Raw genomic sequence first — 21,010 nt, 5'->3', positions numbered from 1 at the left:
ACATCGTCTTGCCGGCTCATCATGACCTTGCAAAACATCGCATCAGCCACAGCCGGAGACCGCTGCGGGCGCACCACGCTCTCGCAACGGCAATCGCACACATCTCCTCCCCCGCCAAGTCAGCAAAAAGAGAGAAGGGCGCATGATGTCGCCCTTCCCCTCCGCTGCTACCGCCAATGGCGTCCCACTTCGCGCTTACGACAGCGAATCGCTCTCGCCGTCCTCCGGCTCGTCGTGATCGCCGTCGCCCGACAACAGCTCCTCCAGCCGCGCCCGCAACAGGGCATCGTTGTCGCTTTCCGGCGTCGCGTGACCGTTCTTGTCCGACAATTGGGCGGCGTGCGGCGCTTCCGCCGGCTTCTCTTCGGTCTGCTGCACCTCTTCGAGCATACGCGCCATTTCGCTGATCAGATCCTCGTGCGGACGTTCAAGCCGCTTCTCGATACCGGTACCGGCCGGGATGAGCTTGCCGATAACGACATTCTCTTTCAAGCCGCGCAGGTAATCGACCTTGCCTTGAATCGCAGCATCAGTCAGCACGCGGGTCGTTTCTTGGAACGAGGCCGCCGAAAGGAAGCTGTCAGTGTTGAGCGAGGCCTTGGTAATGCCCAGCAACACTGTTGCCGCCGTCGCCGGATCGCCGCCTTGACTGACGATGTCGTTGTTGAGACGGCGGAACTCGGTGCTGTCGATCAGCTCACCGGGCAGCAGGCCGGTGTCACCCGGCTCTTCGATCCGCACCCGGCGCAGCATCTGGCGCGCAATCACTTCGATGTGCTTGTCGTTGATGTTTACGCCTTGCGAGCGGTAGACCTTCTGCGCCTCGTTGACCAAATAGCGCTGCACCGCCTCGCGGCCCTGCAACTCCAACAGCTCTTGCGGATTCGCACTGCCGTCGGTCAACTGCTGACCAGCCATCACCCGCTCGCCATTTTCTACGCGAATACGAGCATTGTGCGGTACGACCAGCTCGCGTTCCTCGTGGTCTTCCTGACTGACCACAATCCGGTCAGACTGAATGAAGGCTTTGCCCGTGAGGCGAGCAACAATCTGCGCTCCACCCGGCCCTTCGGCGATCACCTGACCTTCATGCACCTCACTCTCGTGCTCGATAGTCGGGGTGAAGCCGCGCCCAAGCGGATACTCGTCAGTGTAGACATCGGTCGAGACAATACGGATCGTGCGTACACCCTCATCGTCACGGATAATCTGCACCACGCCATCGATTTCAGCGAGCAGCGCCTTACCCTTCGGCACGCGAGCCTCGAAGATCTCTTGCACACGGGGCAGACCCTGCGTGATGTCGTCGGCGGAAGCCACACCACCGGTGTGGAAGGTGCGCAACGTGAGCTGGGTGCCCGGCTCGCCGATCGACTGGGCAGCAATGATGCCAACCGCCTCGCCGATTTCGACCAGCTTACCGGTGGCCAGATTGCGCCCGTAGCACAGTCGGCACAGGCCATGCTCGGCTTGGCAAGTCAGCGGCGAGCGCACGAACACCGACTCTTGACCAGAAGCTATGATCGTAGCGGCCAACTCTTCGTCGATTTCAGTGTTGCGATCCGCAATTAGTTCGCCGGTCGTTTTGTGATAGATCGGTGCGGCGAGGATACGACCCAGCATTCGCACTTGCAGCTTCTCCATCAACTCGCTATCGTCGGCGCTGTGGAGCCACAAGCCCTCTTCGGTGCCGCAGTCTTCGATCGTGATAATCACATCTTGCGCCACATCAACCAAGCGGCGAGTGAGATAGCCGGCGTCAGCGGTGCGCAGCGCGGTGTCGGCCAAACCCTTGCGCCCGCCGTGGGTCGAGACGAAGTAGTCGAGCACCGAGAGGCCCTCGCGGAAGTTGGCCTTAATCGGCAGTTCGATGATCCGACCGGTCGGATCAGACATCAAACCGCGCATCCCAGCCATTTGCGAGATCTGGTTGATGTTACCGCGCGCGCCCGAGGTTGACATCATTGCCACCGGGCCGAAGGGGTTGAGATTCTCCTTCACGGCAGCAATCGTCTGCTTGGTCGCCTCTTGCCAGATTCGCACCACCTCTTGGTAGCGTTCCTCTTCGGTGATCAGCCCGCGGCGGAACTGCTTTTCAACATCGGCAACCAGTTGCTCGGCCTCGCGTACAATATCGTACTTCTTGGCCGGCACTTCGATGTCGTCAATACCGATAGTCATACCGCCGAGGGTCGCATAGCGGAAGCCAAGCGCCTTGATCCGGTCGGCCTGCTGCGCCGTCATCTCTGACCCGTAGATGCGGGCCAGCTCTTGCACGTGCTTATTGCCGTGCGAAGCGCGCACCTCATTGAGCTGCTCTTCGCTCAGATTGCGCAGATTGGTGTAGTACTGATAGCAATCGGCGATGATCTCCTTGAGACCCTTCTTGTCGATCAGGCGATTGCGGAATCGTAGCGGCTTTTGCAGCTCGTTGTTGAGCAAGACCCGCCCGATGGTGGTCTCGATCACCATGCGCGGCGTTCCATCGGCAGCGGGAGGCAGCTCCCGCACCGGACGGTCGCTCTTACCAGAAATAGCGCCATTCATGCGGATCCAGATTGGCGCTTGGATATCGATCAAACCCTTCTCGTAGGCCAACATCGCTTCATCAATTGAGGCAAAACGCTTACCCGATCCCTTCGCACCATCACGCACCATGGTCAGGTAATAGCATCCCAGCACGATGTCCTGCGAGGGGGTGATAATCGGTTCGCCGTGGGCTGGGCTAAGCAGGTTATACTTGCTCAGCATGCGGGTGCGGGCCTCTTCCTGCGCCTTGCGCGAGAGCGGCACGTGTACCGCCATCTGGTCACCGTCGAAGTCAGCGTTAAACGCGGCGCAGACGAGCGGGTGCAGTTGGATGGCCGACCCCTCGATCAACTTGGCTTCAAACGCCTGAATCGAGAGCCGGTGCAGCGACGGCGCGCGGTTGAGCAGCACCAGATAGTCTTTAATCACCTCTTCGAGCGCATCCCAGACCTCAGGACGCACCCGCTCAACGGCGCGCTTGGCGTTCTTGATATTGTGTGCCACACCCCGCTCGACCAGCCGACGCATCACGAACGGCTTAAACAGCTCTAGCGCCATCTTCTTGGGCAGACCGCACTGGTGCAATTGCAGGTTTGGCCCGACCACGATCACCGAGCGGCCCGAATAGTCTACCCGCTTACCGAGCAGGTTTTGGCGGAAGCGGCCCTGCTTGCCCTTCAGCATATCGCTCAGGCTCTTCAGCCGATGCTTCCCTTTGCCACTGACGGCGCGCCCGCGGCGACCATTGTCAATCAACGCATCAACCGCCTCTTGCAACATACGCTTCTCATTGCGCACGATAATTTCAGGCGCATTGAGTTCGATCAGCCGCTTGAGCCGGTTGTTGCGGTTGATCACCCGGCGGTAGAGATCGTTCAGGTCACTGGTGGCAAAGCGACCGCCGTCGAGCTGCACCATCGGGCGCAGGTCGGGCGGAATCACCGGCAGCACGGTGAGGATCATCCACTCTGGGCGATTGCCGCTCTTGCGGAACGCCTCCACCACGCGCAGGCGCTTGGTCGCCTTCTTGCGGCGCTGGCCCTGTGAGGTTTGCACCTCCATTTGCAGTTCCTCAGCCAGCTTTTCGAGATTCACGGTGCGCTCGATCAATTCCCGCACTGCGCCAGCACCCATATCGGCGCGGAACACGCCGGGCGCAATATCGCGCAATTGGCGATACTCGGTCTCGGTGATAATCCGGCCCACTTTGAGATTATCAAGCTGTTCGAGCTTCTCCTTCTCTTCGCGCACGAGGTTATCAAGCTCGCGCTGGAGCCGCTCTTGCAACCGCTCTTGCTCTTGGGTCGCCTCATACGCCTTGCGTTCACGCTCGGCGTCGGTCAGCATCTCGGCATCGGCCAGATCGCGGCGGCGGCGCTCTTCGAGCACTTCCAGCTCTTGCTCAACCAATTCATCGAGCTGGTCGAGGGTATTGTCGTTAATCGGCTCACCCTCTTCGACCACGGTCACGCCACGGAAGATAATATCTTCGTCGGCGAGCGTGCCGCTCATCTCTTCCAACCGCTCGCGCAGTCGCTCGGCCTCGTTCGCGATCTCATCGCGCAACCGGCGGTACTCCTCTTCGATCTGGCGCTGGGTGCTGCGCTGAGCCGTCTCCATCCCGCCAAGGTCTTGGGTGAGCTGCGTGCTCAGTTCGATCCGCTTCTCTTCAGCTTGGCGCTGAATCTTCTCGCGGCGAGCGGCGTACTCCTCCTGAATCATCTCGCGCGCCACCTGCAACATGTCCTCTTTCACCTCGACAATGATGTACGAGGCAAAATAGAGCACGCGCTCGAGATTGCGCGGCGAGATGTCAAGCAACAGGCCGAGCCGTGACGGAGTGCCTTTGACAAACCAGATGTGGCTGACCGGCGAGGCCAGACTAATATGACCCATACGCTCACGGCGCACCTTAGCCCGCGTCACCTCGACGCCGCACTTATCGCAGACAACGCCCTTATAGCGCACGCGCTTGTACTTGCCGCAGAAGCACTCCCAGTCTTTGGTTGGGCCAAAGATGCGTTCGCAGAACAAGCCGTCGCGCTCAGGCTTGAGCGTGCGGTAATTGATCGTTTCAGGCTTGGTGACTTCGCCATGCGACCACGATCGGATATCCTCAGGCGAGGCGAGACTGATCCGAATGGCGTTGAAGTCGTTAATTTCCAGCATGTGGGCTTACTCCTGTAGCGGAAGCGTACCGCCAGACTCCACGCGCCCAGCGCGGCTAGCCCGCGTTGGCGCAGCTATTGGGTCAGATCCGTTTTGTTCGGCGTAGCCGGGCAACGGGATGTACCGTCGCCCGGATGAGGATTGAGTGGTTAGAACTCGCCGCGCTCCATGCCGCTCAGGTTGATGCCTTCGAGCGCGCCGATGTCGCTGTCGAGGTCATCGCTCAGCTCAACCGGCTTCTCATCGGCGCTCAACACCTCGACGCTGAGACCAAGGCTTTGCAGCTCCTTGATCAGCACCTTGAAGCTTTCGGGCACGCCAGCCTCTTGGATCGGCTCGCCCTTCACGATCGCCTCGTAGGTCTTGACGCGGCCAACCACATCGTCGGACTTCACTGTCAACATCTCTTGCAAGGTGTAGGCCGCCCCGTATGCCTCCAGCGCCCAGACTTCCATTTCACCGAAACGCTGGCCGCCAAACTGGGCCTTACCGCCGAGCGGTTGCTGAGTCACGAGGCTGTAGGGGCCGGTCGAACGGGCATGGATCTTATCTTCGACAAGGTGGGCCAGCTTAAGCATATACGCGTAGCCGACCGTCACCGGATGATCGAACTTCTCGCCGGTGCGTCCATCGTAGAGCGTCACCTTACCGTCGGCAGGCAACCCGGCCTGCACCAGCAGATCTTTGATCTGATCCTCGTGCGCACCATCGAACACCGGCGTGGCGACCCGAAAGCCGAGGCGAGCAGCGGCCCAACCAAGGTGGGTTTCAAGAATCTGGCCGATATTCATACGCGACGGCACACCAATCGGGTTGAGAATGATGTCCACCGGGCGGCCATCAGGCAAGAAGGGCATATCCTCGATTGGCAGCACCCGCGACACTACACCCTTATTGCCGTGGCGACCGGCCATCTTGTCGCCGGCGCTGATCTTGCGCTTCTGGCAGAGCAGCACGCGCACGGTCTGATTGACGCCGACCGGCAGTTCAGCGCCTTCGCTACGCGAGAAGACCTTGACATCGATCACCTTGCCGCGCACACCGTTAGGCACGCGCAATGAACTATCCTTCACCTCGCGCGCCTTCTCGCCGAAGATTGCACGCAGCAAACGCTCCTCAGCCGTCAGGTCAGTCTCACCTTTCGGGGTAATCTTGCCAACCAGAATATCGTTGGGCTGCACCTCGGCACCGATGTAGATAATACCGCGCTCATCGAGATTGCGCAGGCTCTCTTGGCCAACGTTAGGAATATCGCGAGTAATCTCTTCAGGGCCAAGCTTGGTATCGCGCGCCTCCACCTCGTACTTCTCGATATGGATCGAGGTGAAGATATCTTCGCGCACCAGCCGCTCGCTGACAAGGATCGCGTCCTCGAAGTTACCGCCTTCCCACGGCATGTAGGCGACCAACACATTCTGGCCGAGGGCTAGTTCTCCTTGATCGGTGCTCGAGCTATCGGCGATCACCTCGCCGGCCCGCACCCGCTGCCCGCGCACCACTGCCGGACGCTGGTTAATGCAGGTATCTTGGTTGCTGCGCATGAACTTGCGCAAGCGATACTCGGTCTGCGTGCCGTCATCCTCTTCCACCACGATCCGGCTGCTGGTGGCGCTGACCACGACGCCATCGCGGCGCGCGACCACTACCTGACCGCTATCGCGGGCAGCGCGATACTCCATACCGGTGCCGACGATCGGCGCGTCGGGCCGCAGCAACGGCACCGCCTGCCGCTGCATGTTCGACCCCATCAGCGCGCGGTTGGCGTCATCGTGCTCAAGGAAGGGGATGAGCGAGGTCGAGACGCTTACCACCTGCTTAGGCGACACGTCCATATAGTCCACCCGCTCAACCCGCTCGGTGACGAAATCCTCGCCAAAGCGGCACGAGACGGTTGTTTCGAGGAAGCGGTTATGTTCGTCGAGCGGTGCGTTGGCCTGCACAATCACAAAGCGGTCTTCTTCATCGGCGCTGAGGTAATCGACCTCTTGCGACACCACCGGGCGAATCTTGATATGCTTGATCGGTAATGCGACGATCCGCTCGGCCAAGGCACGGTTAATCTCGGTGCCAGCCTCGGCGATCACCTCATCGGTATCGGGATCGACAATATCCTCGCGCAGAATCTGGCCACGCAACAAACCGATCGTAATCTGGCGGGCAATCTGGTCATCAACCCGCGTACCCTTCGCCGCAATCAGCTCACCGGTGCGCAGATCGCGCACATCGCGGAGCAGAATCCCCTTTTCTTTCCAGACTTGCACGTTATCAACGCTGTTATACACCTTGCGGTATGGCGTCTCAAGGAAGCCCATCTCGTTGACGCGGGCGAAGGTGGACATCGTGCCAATCAGACCGATGTTCGGCCCTTCCGGCGTTTCAACCGGGCAGATGCGGCCATAGTGCGAGTGATGCACGTCGCGCACTTCAAAGCCGGCCCGATCACGCGAAAGACCACCGGGGCCGAGAGCTGAGAGACGGCGCTTATTGGTCAACTCAGCGAGCGGATTCGTCTGATCCATAAACTGGCTCAACTGCGACCCGCCAAAGAACTCGCGCATCGCCGCCACCACCGGACGAATGTTGATCAAGCCATTCGGAGTCGCACTAGCCGGCTCTTGCAACGACATACGCTCCTTAACAACCCGTTCGAGACGGAGCAGACCAACGCGGAACTGCTGCTGGATCAACTCGCCGACGGTGCGTACCCGCCGATTACCGAGGTGGTCAATGTCGTCAGGACGACCGTGGCCATTGTTCAGCAGAATAATCTGCTCGACAATGCGGAAGATATCGCGCGGCAGCAGCACCCGCACGCTCAGATCGGGCGCCTTTGCGCTATCGCGGCGGGCATCGCGCTCCCAGAGGTTCTTGTTCAACTTATAGCGGCCCACCTTCGCCAGATCGTAGCGACGCGGGCTAAACAGCAACGACTCGATCAGCGAACGCGCATTCTCAAGCGTCGGCGGATCACCGGGGCGCAAGCGCTTGTACAGCTCAAGCAGCGCCTCTTTCGCATTGCGCGACGGATCTTTATCGAGCGTCGCCTGAATATATGGGTGCTCGGCCACCGTGTCAACGTGGCGGAACAGCTCGATCAACTGGTCGTTGTGGCCATACTTGTCCAACTCGTTGTCTGGCGCCCAGCGCCCGCTGCCATCTTCTTCGGCCAACCATGCACTAATCGCGCGCAGCAGAATCGTGACCGGAATCTTGCGCTTGCGATCAACCTTGACGCTAATCACATCGCGCTTGTTGGTCTCGAATTCCAGCCATGCGCCGCGGTTCGGGATCAGCTTGGCCGTATGCAACGAACGTCCGCTGGTCGGATCCTTCTCATCTTTGAAATAGACGCCGGGCGAGCGGATCAACTGCGACACCACCACCCGTTCGGCCCCATTATAGACAAAGGTGCCATTGTCGGTCATCATCGGGAAGTCACCGAGAAAGATCTCTGACTCCTTAATTTCCCCGGTGGTGAGAATGCGCAATTCCACCCGTACCCGCAATGGCGCGGCATAGGTCAGATCACGTTCGCGGCACTCGAACTCGTCGTAACGCGGCTCGCCGAAGGTGTAGTCGCGAAAATGAAGCTCAAGGTTCTTACCGGTAAAGTCGGTAATCGGCGAGATCTCGTCGAAGAGTTCACGTAGCCCCTCGCGTTTAAACCACTCAAAACTCTTGAGTTGGGTTTCGATCAGCAACGGCAGATCGATCGTGTCCTTAATCCGGGCAAACGAACGACGTTCAATCCGGCGCGACCGGCGACCATCGGCGCCCGGGTCGATCGGGGCGATCAGCGGCTGAAGGACCACGCTCTCAATCAACGGGGGCATACGCACCTCTCTTCTATCACTTGCGGTTATGCTATCGGCGCTCCGTGGCAACCAGTTTCGTCAAAAAAACAGAAACAGCCGACCTGCCGCTCTCCCTTCAGCGGGTTACCGGCAGACTGGCACACTTCTCGTTCGCTGTTCAATATTCGTTACGCCCCGCACGGGGACTTCCTGCTATCGTGTTACTCACGCTTGTCGGCGCGCATCTTATAGATCGCGAAAGACAATGATACCACGTACTTACGAAAAGATCAAGGAGGTTTTTAAGCGAGTCTGTACCTTGTTGTAGGTAGTATACCATGAGTAGAGAGATTTGGCCCTCACCCCCACCCCCGCTCCCACTGGCTAGGCAACGGCGGGCAACGCACTGGCCGCAGAGGCTTTAACCGCACAGGCACCAAGTGTGCACCGGCCGCAGAGGGTTTTTGGGTTACCATTCAGCCCCTCTCTCACTGACGAGGGAGAGGGGGCCGGGGGGCAAGGGCCTGCCTTATGCTCACGCCAACGCCGGCTGGCGGCGACTGGCGTATTGCCGGCGCAGCCATTTCTCAAGCTCGATCAGGAGGTAACCGATCAAGGCCATCGTGATAATCTTCCCCCAAGCTTCGAGGCTGATCGGCGCGCTATACATAATCTGGTTCATCCACGGTAGATACGTGAAGGATAGTTGCAAGAGGATCATCACCCCAACCCCAACAAACAGCCAACGGTTGCTGAACACGCCAATCTGGAACATTGAATGGGTAAGTGAGCGGCAGTTCAGGAGGTAGCATAGCTCAATCATCACAATCACATTCACCGCCACCGTGCGCGCTTCGGCGAGGCTGGCGCCGGCTTGCAATTCCCATTCAAATAGCGTGAAGGCGCTGATGACGATCAGTAACCCGACCGCTAATGTGCGCCAGAGTAAGGTGCTGTCGAGGATTGGAGCATCAACCTTGCGCGGCGGACGTTGCATGATCCCCGGTTCTTTGCGCTCAGCCGCCAGCACCATGCCTAGCGCGGCAACCGTAGCCATATTCACCCACAAGATTTGCACCGGCAAGACGGGCAAGACCGATCCGATCAGGATGGCGGCCAGAATGACTAACCCTTCGCCGACGTTGGTAGGCAGCGTCCACGCAATGATTTTGGTCAAGTTATCGAACACGCCGCGCCCCTCTTCCACTGCCGCTTCGATGGTGGCGAAGTTGTCGTCGGTCAGTACCATATCCGCCGCCTCACGCGCGACATCGGTACCCATCAAGCCCATCGCAATGCCAATATCGGCCTGTTTGAGCGCCGGCGCATCGTTGACGCCATCGCCGGTCATTGCCACAATATGGCCACGCGCTTGCAGCGCTTGTACCAGTCGCAACTTCTGTTCAGGAGTAACCCGAGCAAAGACGGTGGTATGTTCGGCAGCGTCAATCAACTCTTTATCATTCAACACCTCTATGTCGCGTCCGGTCAATACCGACGGCTTACGACCTCGATCGAGACCGATCTGCTCGGCAATCACCGCCGCAGTGAGCGCATGATCGCCGGTAATCATCTTCACCCGGATGCCGGCCTCTTGGCAGGCCCGCACAGCAGTGATCGCTTCAGGACGGGGCGGATCAACCATGCCTTGCAGACCGAGGAAGGTTAACCCGCTCATCACATCGTGATGCGAGATCGAGTCAGTGCCGGGGGGCGGGCACCCGCGAGCAAACGCCAACACACGCAATCCTTGCCCGGCCAAGGCTTCAGCAGCGCGATGGATAGCGGCGGTGTCACATGGCACACAATGACCGTTCCTATCGAGCATCGTCGTGCAGCGGGCCACGATCGCCTCGACTGACCCTTTCACGTAGACGACCCGCTCGCGAGCGGGGCCGGCATCGTGCAGTGTCGCCATATACTGATGTTCCGACTCAAAGGGGATGCTGTCGAGCCGCGGTAGCCATTGCTCTTGGTGAAGGCCAGCTTTGTAGGCGACGACTAGTAGCGCACCTTCAGTCGGATCACCCCGCACATCCCAACGGCCATCTTGCTCGATCAGTTCACTATCGTTGCAGAGCAGACCGGCGCGTAGGCATTCCGCCAACGCCGGATGCTCCGCCACTGCCACCGGCGCACCGTGAAGCGTGATTTCACCGTCTGGTTGGTAGCCTGAGCCGGTAGTGGCGAATGTTTCACCACCAGCGATAATCTGCTGCACCGTCATTTGGTTCTGAGTCAGCGTGCCGGTCTTGTCCGAACAGATCACCGTCGTGCTGCCCAGCGTCTCAACTGCCGGCAGCTTGCGAATGATCGCCTGCCGACGCGCCATGCGCACCACGCCGATTGCAAGTGTCACCGTGACCGCAGCGGGCAACCCTTCAGGGATGGCACTCACTGCCAGCGCAATCGCGGCAATCAAGGTGTCGATCAACGGCTGCCCGCGCATAAAGCCGATCACTATCGTCATCGCGGCGAAGCCGAGGATCACAAAGAGGAGCAATCGGCTAAACTCGGCGATCTTGCGGGTAAGCGGGGTTTGCAGATCGTGCGCGGTAGCGATGAGTTGCGAGATGCGACCTACTTCGGTTTGATTGCCGGTCGCGACCACAATCCCCATCCCTTGCCCATACGTCACCAAGGTTGAGGCATAAGCCATCGTCACCCGATCGGCCAGTGCGGTATCAGCTTCGAGGGCAGCATGGGCATCTTTGCTCACCGGCACCGACTCGCCGGTCAGCGCCGCTTCAGCAATCTGCAAATCGCGGGTATGGATGAGGCGCAGATCGGCAGGCACACGATCGCCGCTATGCAAGATCACGAGATCGCCGGGAACCAGCTCGGCGGCAGAGATGCGCATCGTCTTGCCATCGCGCACCACTGTGGCTTCCATCTTCATCGCGCGGGCCAATGCCTCGATCGCCTTTTCAGCCCGGCTTTCTTGAATGTAGCCGAGAATGACGTTCACAAGCACCGCACCAAAGATAATCGCGGCGTCAACCGGGTCTTTGAGCCACAGCGTGATCACGCTAGCAACCAGCAAAATGTAGAGCAGCGGATTATGAAACTGCAACAGAAAACGCATCAACGGACTTTTGCCGCCTTTGGCCGTGATCACGTTCGGTCCGTACTGTTTGAGCCGACGGGCTGCTTCGTCAGCGCTAAGACCGTGGCGATCGTGGCTGGCCAGCGTTGCCATCACATATTCTGGCGACTCGCTGTGCCACAGTTGGTTGGGAGTGACGTGAGTCGGTGGAGCAACCATGCCTTCTCCTTTCTCCAACAGATGGTTAAGAAGCAAGACTGCTCAATACCTAACCAGTCAACCGTTTACCGGAAAGCATTGACAGAGACTGTCCCAGCGCTTTGAACAGCGCCGAAAGCAAGAAGGAGCTTGCTTTCAGTATATACCGCAAGCTGATGCGGTATCATTGAGATTGCGTTATCGTTGGGTAACTGGGGACGGAGGGAGTTGGCGATGCTCTTGGGATTGTGATGAACAGTGAGCAGTCAAGTGGCGATTGCCGATACTGTGGGTTATCACTCCGGGACACCCTGACAATGTGGAGTATAGCAGTTTGACTGCCGCACTCCGCGCGAGCAAAGGCATGGACCATACCTGCCAATACGATCAATCTTCGCCATCGGGCCGGGTAGGTCAGCTATGCAATAGGGATGCCATAACGTCAACTGGAACAAAACGTTCTTGGCCGAGTATAAATACGCTGTCACAACAGGAGCCATAGGAAAGCGCGCATCAGCGTTCCATCGTCATGCAAGACTGGTTGTGATCGCACATATCACGCATGATAGCGGTGATCGCTGTTTCTAGGACTGTTCGGTTTTGGGTTGCGGTCAGCTATACCGCAGCAAGATCCACGCTGAAATATTTAGATAAGTTTATCTCGCATGCCGGCAATATCTTTCCAAGGAACGTGCGGATAGCGGCCGCGTAGCTCGGGTGTAACATATTTCGCCGCTTCCTCGATAATTTCGAGCTGGCGAATGACACTATCTTGAACGAACGGCTGAGCCAAGCATACCGCTTCATCAAGTTGGGCGATGTAGCTTTCCACTTTAGCGATCGCATCAAGAACATGCTAAAGATAGATGGCATCATTGCGCTTCATACACTACCTGAAGGTCGCGCAACACCGCAGAGCGAAGATACGGATGCAATGACTGCTCGGTCACAAGATCGACCGGCGTTCCTAACGCTGCGGCAAGCTGCCGTTCGAGGCCGACTAACGTCAGCAAACTCTTCGGTTTGGCAAAACGAACCAGCACATCAATATCACTGCTGGATGTAGCCTCGCCACGCGCAGTCGAACCGAAAACGCCAATCATAATGGCATCGTTCACCCGGCAAATATCGATCAGATGTCGCTTAACTTGCCGGCTGTTACGCCTACATAGCATGTGAGCGTGGGCCTACTCTTGTGTTTCCATGGAGGATCAAACACCTCGCACGTAGGCAATCCCACTCTCACCCCTGCCAGCGCACCCGTTCGCGCCGCGCCAGATGGGCCGGCCCCGTGACAATGGTGATGGCTAGGGCGATCAGGATCTGCGCCACGGCTAAGGCCACAATCGACCCACCGATCGCCGTTACAGCCGTATTGAACGCGACATGAAACAGCGTCACCGGCAAGAGGCTGCCGGCGGTACCGTTGTAGAGCCACGTATAGATCACTGCACCGGAAATAGTACCTGCCAACCATGGAAAAAACGGGTAATTCGCCATCGGATTGCCGATCCAAAAAAAATTGGCAAATGCCATAGCCCCCATAATCCACCAACGATCACGGTGGCTGCCAGCGCATTGTAGCGTTGCTGCCAGTGCGGTAAGGCAAACCCGCGCCAGCCAACCTCTTCCCACGGATTAGCCAACAGCGAGCTAATCAGCGCAGCGATGACCACCACGACCCGTTCGTCTTGCGGTGCCAGCAGATCGTCCGGCCAACCTAACAGCGCGGCAAACGTCCTTGCCAACCCTGCGATCATCAGCGGCCCGCCAACCGCCGCCAGATACCAGATCGGCGCGACCCGCCATTGAAGCAAGGCCGCAAACAGCGCATTGGCCTGCGCCGTGCCATAGCTGCGCCGCGCCACCACACCGGCAGCCAGCGCCGGCGCCACCGCGGGCAAGATCAGCAGCACCTGCCAGACCGGCGCCGTAAAGGGCGTAATCCCGCGCGATCTGAGCGCCGCCGGGAGCCAACCCAGCCATGCAAGGCCAAAGGCGAGCAAGTAAAAGCGGAGGAGAGGAGAGGCGGTCATAGGGTGTATTGCTCAGCAATCAGATACCATTTCAAGCCATCGCAAGCGGGAATCAATCCCCGCCACAGGTTTATGATCATTGTGCGAGGAACGCTCTTGCTGTCATTGTGAGGGGCACAGCCCCCGAAACAATCTCTCGTTTCGGCGAGAATGACCACTGTATGAAAATATCACTCCAACGATGTCCTAAAGATACTCGATAACTCCTTGGCCGGCAAGAACGATGCGTGGCACGCTTTTGCTCTCCATCAAGTAATCGCCGCGCTATTGTGAGAGATGACTTCGCTCCGGGGCAGGGCTGCGCGCTGACCCTACCGCTCGCTATGACAGCGAAACGCAGGAATCACCGCATCAGGGTTGCGCATTGACGATCACCGGTTGGTTTACGGTCATCACGGACGGTGCAAACCCCGCCGGCAGCCGGAAACGCACCGTCGTGCCGCGCCCTAGCTCGCTTTCGGCCCAAATTTGACCACCGTGTGCTTCAACCAAGCGGCGAGCAATCGCCAGCCCTAACCCTGCGCCACCGCTGCTGCGCGTGCGCGCCCGATCGGCACGGTAGAAGCGGTCGAAGATGTGCGGCAAGTCAGCGGGATTAATACCCGGGCCAGTATCGGTCACGCTGAAGACGATGCCATCCGGATCGGCGGCAACGGTCACGTGCACCACACCGCCAGCAGGGGTATGGCGCAACGCGTTGCTGATCAAGTTGCCTAAGACTTGTGCGATCCGTTGGGGATCAACTTCAATATCGGGCAAGCCATCGGCTGACCCAGCAGAGAGTTGGATCGCGCGCTCGGCGGCGCTCTGCGCGAATGAGCGTACCGCTTCGTTCACCAGCATCGTCGGCGCGACCGTTTCGCGGTAGAGCGGCAATTGGCCGGCATCAGCCAGCGCCAGCAGGTGCAGATCATTGATCAACCGTTCGAGCAGGGCAACTTCGGCCAGTAACGCTTCGATCTGCCCGGCGTCAGCCTCATACACTCCATCTTGAATGCCCTCTAACTGGCCTTTGATGATCGACAGCGGCGTGCGCAACTCGTGGGCAATGTCAGCAGTGAGTTGGCGGCGTTGCTGGTCGGCCTGCTGCAAAGCGGCAGCCATGCGGTTGAAACTCTCGGCCAATTCAGCTAATTCGCGCACATTGGCCGGTTTCACTCGGCTGCTATGGTCACCATCGGCAATCGCGTGCGCAGCGGCGCTGATCTGGCGCAATGGCGCGCTAATCCGGCGCGAGAAGATGGCAGCAATGGCAAGCAAGACGATCATCAGGCCGGTGCCAGCGCCGAACACTCCCCATAAAAGTGGCCGGCGATTGAGCTGACCAACCGGAAATGCCTCGTCGGTATCGAGCACTGAAATGACCAGCGTGCCAACCTGTTGACGATTAGCCACAATTGGAATACGTCGCACGGCTTCGTTACCGCGCACGATGAGAGGACGACGCTGCCCAGCGACTACGCGACCTTTTGTATCAAGCAGCGAAACGGCACCATCGATACCGCCAAACCCTTGGGGAAGCGGACCTAGTCGCTGTTCGACCTTGTGCCACGAGCCGGTGCGTTGATAGTAGGCAGCCAACTGCATTGCAAGGTCTCGCGCCGCTATATCAGCCTCCATCCAACGGATTTGCTCTGGCTCGTTCCAGCGCGTTACGATCCAGAACGAAGCCACCATACCGCTGATACCAAGCACGATGACTAGTGCAAAGGCGGTGAGCATAAGATTGAAAATGCGCGGCGGACGCATACGGAACCTTATTGATCAATACCAAGACATGCCAATGCTTGATTATCGGCCTTCACGTTCATCGTTCTCGGCAAACTTATACCCAACGCCGTAGACCGTCAAAATCAGGCGCGGCGGGCCATTCGGATCAGGCTCGATCTTGCGACGCAGATTTTTGATGTGGGCGTCGATGGTGCGATCAAAACCGGTGTAATCGGTATCGTACACCCGATCGAGCAGTTGGGCCCGGGTGAAGGGCCGGCCCGGCGCGCTGGCCAATACCGCCAGCAGGTCGAATTCGGTCGCGGTTAGTTCGATGGTCTCGCCGTCACGGCGCACCGTGCGCCGTTCGAGATCGATCACCAACCCGCCGGTTTGAAGGATATTGGCCGGCTGCAATGCTCCCTCACTGCGGCGCAGCACCGCGCGCACACGGGCGACCAGCTCACGTGGACTAAACGGTTTCGTGATGTAGTCATCAGCACCCAATTCTAGCCCAATCAGGCGATCAGTCTCTTCGACGCGCGCCGTGAGCATGATGATCGGCAACCGGCACGTGAGTGAGTCTTGCCGTAATGCCCGTGTGACATCCAACCCGTCCATACCGGGCAACATCAGATCAAGCACGATCAGCGCCGGGCGTTCTTGGCGGGCCAGCCGCAACGCAGTTGGCCCGTCGCCGGCGCTGATCACCTGAAACCCGGCCCGTTCGAGGTAATCGCGGGCAATTTTGACGATACCGGGTTCATCATCGACGACCAAAATCGTGCGTGCCATAGATCTGCCCGAGTTGCCATTAAGCGCGGCAGAGCCGCACGGACGTGCGGCTCTCAACATTATTTATTCGACGCGCGGGTCGTGACCGGCGGGGGTTAACGGCGGCGCAGGTGGCGCGGGCGGCGCGGGTGGCGTTTGGCGTTGGCGGAAGATACGGATGCCCAGCCAGATCAGCAAAGCTAGCGCCGCGAGCTTCAGCATCCCATCAATCAGACCAAGCAAGCCGCTGAACCATCCCTTCCCACCTAGCATACCGGGCATTCGGTCACCCCACATCACGGGTGGCATCACCTGCCCCCGCTCACCCCATGTGCGCTCGCGCCGGGCGGGAGGGGTAAATGGAGGGGTAAATTGGCCACGCTCTTCCCGGCCCTGCCAGCCGGGAGGGAGATTTGGAATCGTCGGTAGATTGGCCCCCGCCGACGTTGCCCACATCGTCCACATTGCTCGTTGACTCATCGCGATGCTGCTCAAGGCAACCACGAGCGCTATCAACGAGATGCCTAGCGCCAGCCATGCCGGCCAGTTCACTCTTCGTTGTTCCATACGCTTCACTCCTGTATTGTGACTGGGTTGTATGATACCAGTTTCACCATCAAGATAGCCGGCAATTGTGAAGATGGTGTGAATGTGGCGTGGAGAATCTTGCACGCACGGTCGTGTTGCGGCAGAGCGATCAAGCGGATTGCCGCGCAAGAAAACTCTCGCCAAGAATAGCTTCTAACCGTTCGAGGAAAATGGTGAGTGCGGCGCGATCAAAGGTCAACGGCGGTCGAATCTTCAACACATTATCGAATGGGCCTTCGGTGCCGATCAGAATCCGTTCGGCGCGCAGGCGCTCTTTGAGATAACTGGCCGCTGCGGTGGCCGGCGCGCGGGTGGCCCGATCCGTCACTAATTCCACGCCAATAAATAAGCCCATCCCCCGCACATCGCCAATGATGGCATAGCGTTGTTGCAGGTCGCGCAATCCGGTCAACAGCTCGGCGCCGATCCGAGCGGTGTGAGCCATCAATCCTTCGTCGTCAATGATCCGCAGCACTTCGCGCCCGATCACGCACGACAGCGTGCTGCCGCCAAAGGTCGAGAAAAATTCGAGTCCATTGTCGAAGGCACGGGCAATCTCGGCAGTAGTGATGACCGCACCGATCGGATAGCCGTTGCCGAGCGGTTTGCCCAGCACTACGATGTCGGGCACGATGCCTTGGGTCTCGAAGGCCCAGTAGTGCGTCCCTAACCGGCCCAACCCGGTCTGCACTTCGTCGGCGATACAGACACCACCGGCGGCATGGATGCGACGATAGACCGCCGCCAGATAGCCGGGTGGCGGGATGATTTGCCCGGCCACACTGGGAAACGTCTCGGCGATGAAACCGGCCAGTCGGCCACCACGTGCCGCGATCCGTTCGAGCGCCGCGTCAACGGCAGCAGCGTACCGTTCGCCATCGTCGCCGTAAGGGCCACGATACGGGTCGGGTGCAGGAACAACTTGTACCCAATCAGGTCTACCGCTGCCGGCAGGATGGTTGAACTTGTAGGCTGAGATGTCGATTGCGCCGGTGGTGTGGCCATGGTAGCCATGATCAATCGTGATCATATCACGTCCGCCGGTAGCGGCCCGTGCCAGCCGCAACGCCAGCTCGTTAGCTTCCGAGCCAGAATTGACGAAGAAGCAGACGCTCAACGAGGGCGGCAGTTTGGCTAACAGTTCGTGAGCGAAAGCGATCTGGGCCGGGTGCAGATAGCGCGTGTTCGTGTTGAGCATCTGCAACTGCTGCGCCGCGATGGCCTGAATGCGTGGATGGGCATGTCCGACATGGGGAACGTTGTTGTAGGCGTCGAGATACGCCCTCCCCCATTCGTCGAACAGATAGTGCCGCCAGCCCCGCAACAGCGTACACGGCTCGGCGTAACTGAGGCGTAGGTTGCCGGCGAAATGGTGGCGACGCTCGCGCAGCAGGTCGACGGTATCGAGCGGACGGTAGGCAACGTAGGTGTCAGACAGATTGAGCAGCGCCGCTGGATTGGGGCACACTGCCTGCCACCAGTCCCCTTCTTCCGGGGCGGCCACGCCGGGCCAGTGGCTGGCCAACGCACCATAGTGCAAGATGAGTTGGAAATGGAGGTGAGGCTGCCAGCCACCGTTGTTGGCGCTGCTGCCGAGTGCGGCAAAGAGTTGGCCGGCTGCTAGTGCTTGACCAACCTTTAACTTGCGCATACATATCGGATCGAGATGACCGTACAGCGTGTAGAAATGGTCACCTTCCGGTGTCTGATGCTGCAACACCACCATCCCGCCATAGTCGAGCGGCGCAGTGCGATGCTCAAGCGCAACGATCACCCCATCGAGCGGCGCGCAAACCGGTGTACCGGGGGGCGCGAACAGATCGACTCCGAGGTGAATGGTACGCCGTTCGGCCAGCGGCGATAATGCGGCAAAAAACTCTGGCGCCGTGTAGATCAAGCGTGGTTCACCGTATCGACCGATCTGCACCGGGTTATCTGTGGCACTGGCTAACGCCATCACTTCCGTCGCACTCAACCCAAAAGGATCGCGCGGCAACGGCGTTTCACCGGCAGCGAGGCTCACTACCGGCGCATCACCGATCTCACGACCAAGCACTGGCGCAAAACGGCCACGCTGCGCATGTAACCAAGCCACTACTCGTGCCGCTGCATCGCTGATCGGCAACCCACAAGCACCACGGAGCCGAGCAGCAACCAGTGCGGCATCCATCGCAGCAGTAGCTCTCAGCAAGCGCCACGCCGGTGCTTCCGAAATGGTCACGTATTCATCGTCAGGTCGCTGCTGTTTCATCAGCGCTGCATTGATCACACTGACTGTGAGCCGAGTGCGCACCAACGGCCAGATCAGATCAATCTCAGCGGCGCCGAGCGGCCAGACCGCATGATAACCGGTGACAATCTCGCTGAGCGCACGCAGCGGATTGGGTTGGTCGAGAATAGCATACGCGGCGGCGATCGCTACTTCGCACACGCGCGGCGCAGCGCAGAGATCGCCAAAATCGAGCAGACCGCTGATGGCAAACTGGCCGCGCCCATCCGCCGTCACCAGCAGGTTGTAGTCGTTGAGATCGTTGTGGATCGGGGTATGCGGCAACGCTAGCAAGGCCGGGCGAATCTGATTGTAAGCGGCCAGCGCCGCGGCGGCAAGCTGGCGCTGCTCGGCATCAGCAATCGCCGCTAACTCCGTCGTCGCCCACTCTGCCTGCAACAGATTCCACTTCAACGGGCGATCGAGCAGGGGGTGGGCAAAACCGGCCAGCGCCTGATCGAGCCGGGCGGCTTGACGGCCTACGTCAGCGCGCAACGCTGCGGTGTGTGGGCGAAAGGTGGCATACAGTTCACCGGGCACAGCCGTGATTAACCAGACCAACCGGCCCGCTTCAACCACGAATGGCTCGCCACCAGTCGAGCGCACTAATCGCGGCACCGGCAGCTCAGGCGCCATACGGCACAGATGCTCTAGCGCCGCGCATTGCATCTCCACTAGCGCCGGATCGCAATCCGGTCGCATCACTTTCAGCACATACTGAGCGCCGTCAGTGGCAGTGACAAGGAAATTCAGGTCATATTCGCCCGGTAATGGCGCGAGGGCGCCGTGAAGGTCATAATGGCGAGCGAGGGCGGTTTGCCATAGCATCATGCGTGCTCCGTATTATCAATAACACAGCGATCATACCATAGGAGCACCGGCCCAAACGTGGTATGATAGGCGGCGATAACAATCACGGAGGCGTTATGCGCGTCTTTATCACCGGCATTACCGGTCCGGTTGGCAGTTTTCTGGCCGACTACCTGCTGACCATCCCCGACCTCGACATTCACGCATTCAAACGCTGGCGCAGCGATCCGCGCCCGATTGCGCATCTGTTGGGCAAGATCACCATCCACGAGGGTGATATTGAAGACGCCTTCTCGGTTGATCGCGCCATCGCCGCTGCCCGACCCGACCGCATCTTCCATCTTGCCGCACAGAGCTACCCCAGCGCCTCGTGGGATGCGCCAATCCTCACGATGCGGGCCAACGTGGAAGGCACAATCAACGTACTCGAAGCGGCCCGCCGCCACGTGCCGCATGCCCGCATCCACATCGCCGGCACCAGCGCCGAGTACGGGCCGGTGCGCCCGGAAGATGTGCCGATCCGCGAAGATCACCCGCTCCGCCCGGCCAGCCCTTACGGCGTGAGCAAAGTTGCCGCCGAGCTGAGCGGTTTGCAGTATCACGCCAGCTACGGCCTGCACGTCGTTGTCACCCGTTCGTTCAACCACGTCGGCCCGCGCCAAGGCGACCGCTGCTCGATCCAAACCTTCTGCCGCCAGATGGCCTTGATCGAAGCGGGCCGGCAACCACCGGTGATGTACGTGGGCAATCTGGCGCCGAAACGCGATTTCAGCCATACCCGCGACGTAGCACGTGCGCTGTGGCTGCTGCTCGAACACGGTGCTCCCGGCGAGGTTTACAACCTCTGTTCCGGCCAAGCGGTGCGGATCGGCGATATTGTTGATATGGTGGTCGCGATGGGGCGCGTGCCGGTGAAGGTACAGGTCGATCCCGCTCGCCTGCGCCCGGTCGATGAGCCGATTTTACAGGGAGACAATCGCAAACTGCGCGCAACCACCGGTTGGCAACCTGAAATCGGCATCGAACAGATCGTGGCCGAGGTGTTAGATTATTGGCGGCAACAATTCGCCCTATAATCAGTAGAACC

The 21,010-nt window shown here is 59.4% G+C and carries 12 protein-coding genes; 1 reads left to right on the top strand and 11 read right to left on the bottom strand.

Features of this window, described 5'->3' with window-relative positions; translation table 11 throughout:
* Positions 1-195 precede the first annotated feature (195 nt).
* The 11 genes from rpoC to Q1A00_RS07575 all read right to left on the bottom strand — a co-directional run bounded on the left by rpoC (position 196) and on the right by Q1A00_RS07575 (position 19,944).
* Entirely contained in the window at positions 196-4,698 is a 4,503-nt protein-coding gene (gene rpoC, locus Q1A00_RS07625; protein WP_299756065.1) for a DNA-directed RNA polymerase subunit beta', read from the bottom strand.
* A gap of 149 nt (positions 4,699-4,847) precedes the next feature.
* On the bottom strand, positions 4,848-8,531 hold the full coding sequence (locus Q1A00_RS07620) for a DNA-directed RNA polymerase subunit beta (protein WP_298406353.1): 3,684 nt from the start codon (positions 8,529-8,531) through the stop codon (positions 4,848-4,850).
* A gap of 496 nt (positions 8,532-9,027) precedes the next feature.
* Entirely contained in the window at positions 9,028-11,757 is a 2,730-nt protein-coding gene (locus Q1A00_RS07615; RefSeq protein ID WP_299644928.1) for a cation-transporting P-type ATPase, read from the bottom strand.
* Positions 11,758-12,382: 625 nt separating this feature from the next.
* Complete coding sequence (locus Q1A00_RS07610) at positions 12,383-12,568, bottom strand: HepT-like ribonuclease domain-containing protein (RefSeq protein WP_366144883.1); 186 nt, start codon at positions 12,566-12,568, stop codon at positions 12,383-12,385.
* A gap of 40 nt (positions 12,569-12,608) precedes the next feature.
* A complete protein-coding gene (locus Q1A00_RS07605; RefSeq protein ID WP_366144884.1) occupies positions 12,609-12,839 on the bottom strand; it encodes a nucleotidyltransferase family protein in 231 nt (76 codons plus the stop codon).
* 139 nt (positions 12,840-12,978) lie between these two features.
* A complete protein-coding gene (locus Q1A00_RS07600) occupies positions 12,979-13,185 on the bottom strand; it encodes a hypothetical protein (RefSeq protein WP_298483006.1) in 207 nt (68 codons plus the stop codon).
* Positions 13,182-13,772: a CPBP family glutamic-type intramembrane protease gene (locus Q1A00_RS07595; protein WP_299756059.1), complete on the bottom strand. Its 591-nt coding sequence runs from the start codon at positions 13,770-13,772 to the stop codon at positions 13,182-13,184. The genes Q1A00_RS07600 and Q1A00_RS07595 overlap by 4 nt, the downstream gene beginning before the upstream one ends.
* Before the next feature lie 351 nt (positions 13,773-14,123).
* The gene (locus Q1A00_RS07590) at positions 14,124-15,521 is read right to left on the bottom strand and encodes an ATP-binding protein (RefSeq protein ID WP_299756056.1); all 1,398 of its coding nucleotides are present in this window, start codon (positions 15,519-15,521) and stop codon (positions 14,124-14,126) included.
* Between the two features lie 42 nt (positions 15,522-15,563).
* On the bottom strand, positions 15,564-16,277 hold the full coding sequence (locus Q1A00_RS07585; protein ID WP_298402762.1) for a response regulator transcription factor: 714 nt from the start codon (positions 16,275-16,277) through the stop codon (positions 15,564-15,566).
* A gap of 63 nt (positions 16,278-16,340) precedes the next feature.
* Entirely contained in the window at positions 16,341-16,823 is a 483-nt protein-coding gene (locus tag Q1A00_RS07580; RefSeq protein WP_299756053.1) for a hypothetical protein, read from the bottom strand.
* Between the two features lie 130 nt (positions 16,824-16,953).
* On the bottom strand, positions 16,954-19,944 hold the full coding sequence (locus Q1A00_RS07575; protein ID WP_299756050.1) for an aminotransferase class III-fold pyridoxal phosphate-dependent enzyme: 2,991 nt from the start codon (positions 19,942-19,944) through the stop codon (positions 16,954-16,956).
* Positions 19,945-20,039: 95 nt separating this feature from the next.
* Here Q1A00_RS07575 and Q1A00_RS07570 point away from each other — a divergent pair, with 95 nt between their 5' ends.
* Entirely contained in the window at positions 20,040-20,999 is a 960-nt protein-coding gene (locus tag Q1A00_RS07570; protein WP_298402759.1) for a GDP-mannose 4,6-dehydratase, read from the top strand.
* The last annotated feature ends 11 nt before the right edge of the window (positions 21,000-21,010 follow it).

Origin of the sequence: uncultured Chloroflexus sp. (assembly GCF_938091255.1) — a bacterium.
Lineage (GTDB): Bacteria > Chloroflexota > Chloroflexia > Chloroflexales > Chloroflexaceae > Chloroflexus.
Note: the sequence above shows the minus strand (reverse complement) of the source record. Positions and strands in the feature narration are given on the sequence as shown.

Coding starts and splice junctions, on each gene's coding strand:
- rpoC (WP_299756065.1), bottom strand. CDS start 4,698: ATGCTGGAAATTAACGACTTCAACGCCATTCGGATCAGTCTCGCCTCG.
- Q1A00_RS07620 (WP_298406353.1), bottom strand. CDS start 8,531: ATGCCCCCGTTGATTGAGAGCGTGGTCCTTCAGCCGCTGATCGCCCCG.
- Q1A00_RS07615 (WP_299644928.1), bottom strand. CDS start 11,757: ATGGTTGCTCCACCGACTCACGTCACTCCCAACCAACTGTGGCACAGC.
- Q1A00_RS07605 (WP_366144884.1), bottom strand. CDS start 12,839: ATGATTGGCGTTTTCGGTTCGACTGCGCGTGGCGAGGCTACATCCAGC.
- Q1A00_RS07595 (WP_299756059.1), bottom strand. CDS start 13,772: ATGACCGCCTCTCCTCTCCTCCGCTTTTACTTGCTCGCCTTTGGCCTT.
- Q1A00_RS07590 (WP_299756056.1), bottom strand. CDS start 15,521: ATGCGTCCGCCGCGCATTTTCAATCTTATGCTCACCGCCTTTGCACTA.
- Q1A00_RS07585 (WP_298402762.1), bottom strand. CDS start 16,277: ATGGCACGCACGATTTTGGTCGTCGATGATGAACCCGGTATCGTCAAA.
- Q1A00_RS07580 (WP_299756053.1), bottom strand. CDS start 16,823: ATGGAACAACGAAGAGTGAACTGGCCGGCATGGCTGGCGCTAGGCATC.
- Q1A00_RS07575 (WP_299756050.1), bottom strand. CDS start 19,944: ATGATGCTATGGCAAACCGCCCTCGCTCGCCATTATGACCTTCACGGC.
- Q1A00_RS07570 (WP_298402759.1), top strand. CDS start 20,040: ATGCGCGTCTTTATCACCGGCATTACCGGTCCGGTTGGCAGTTTTCTG.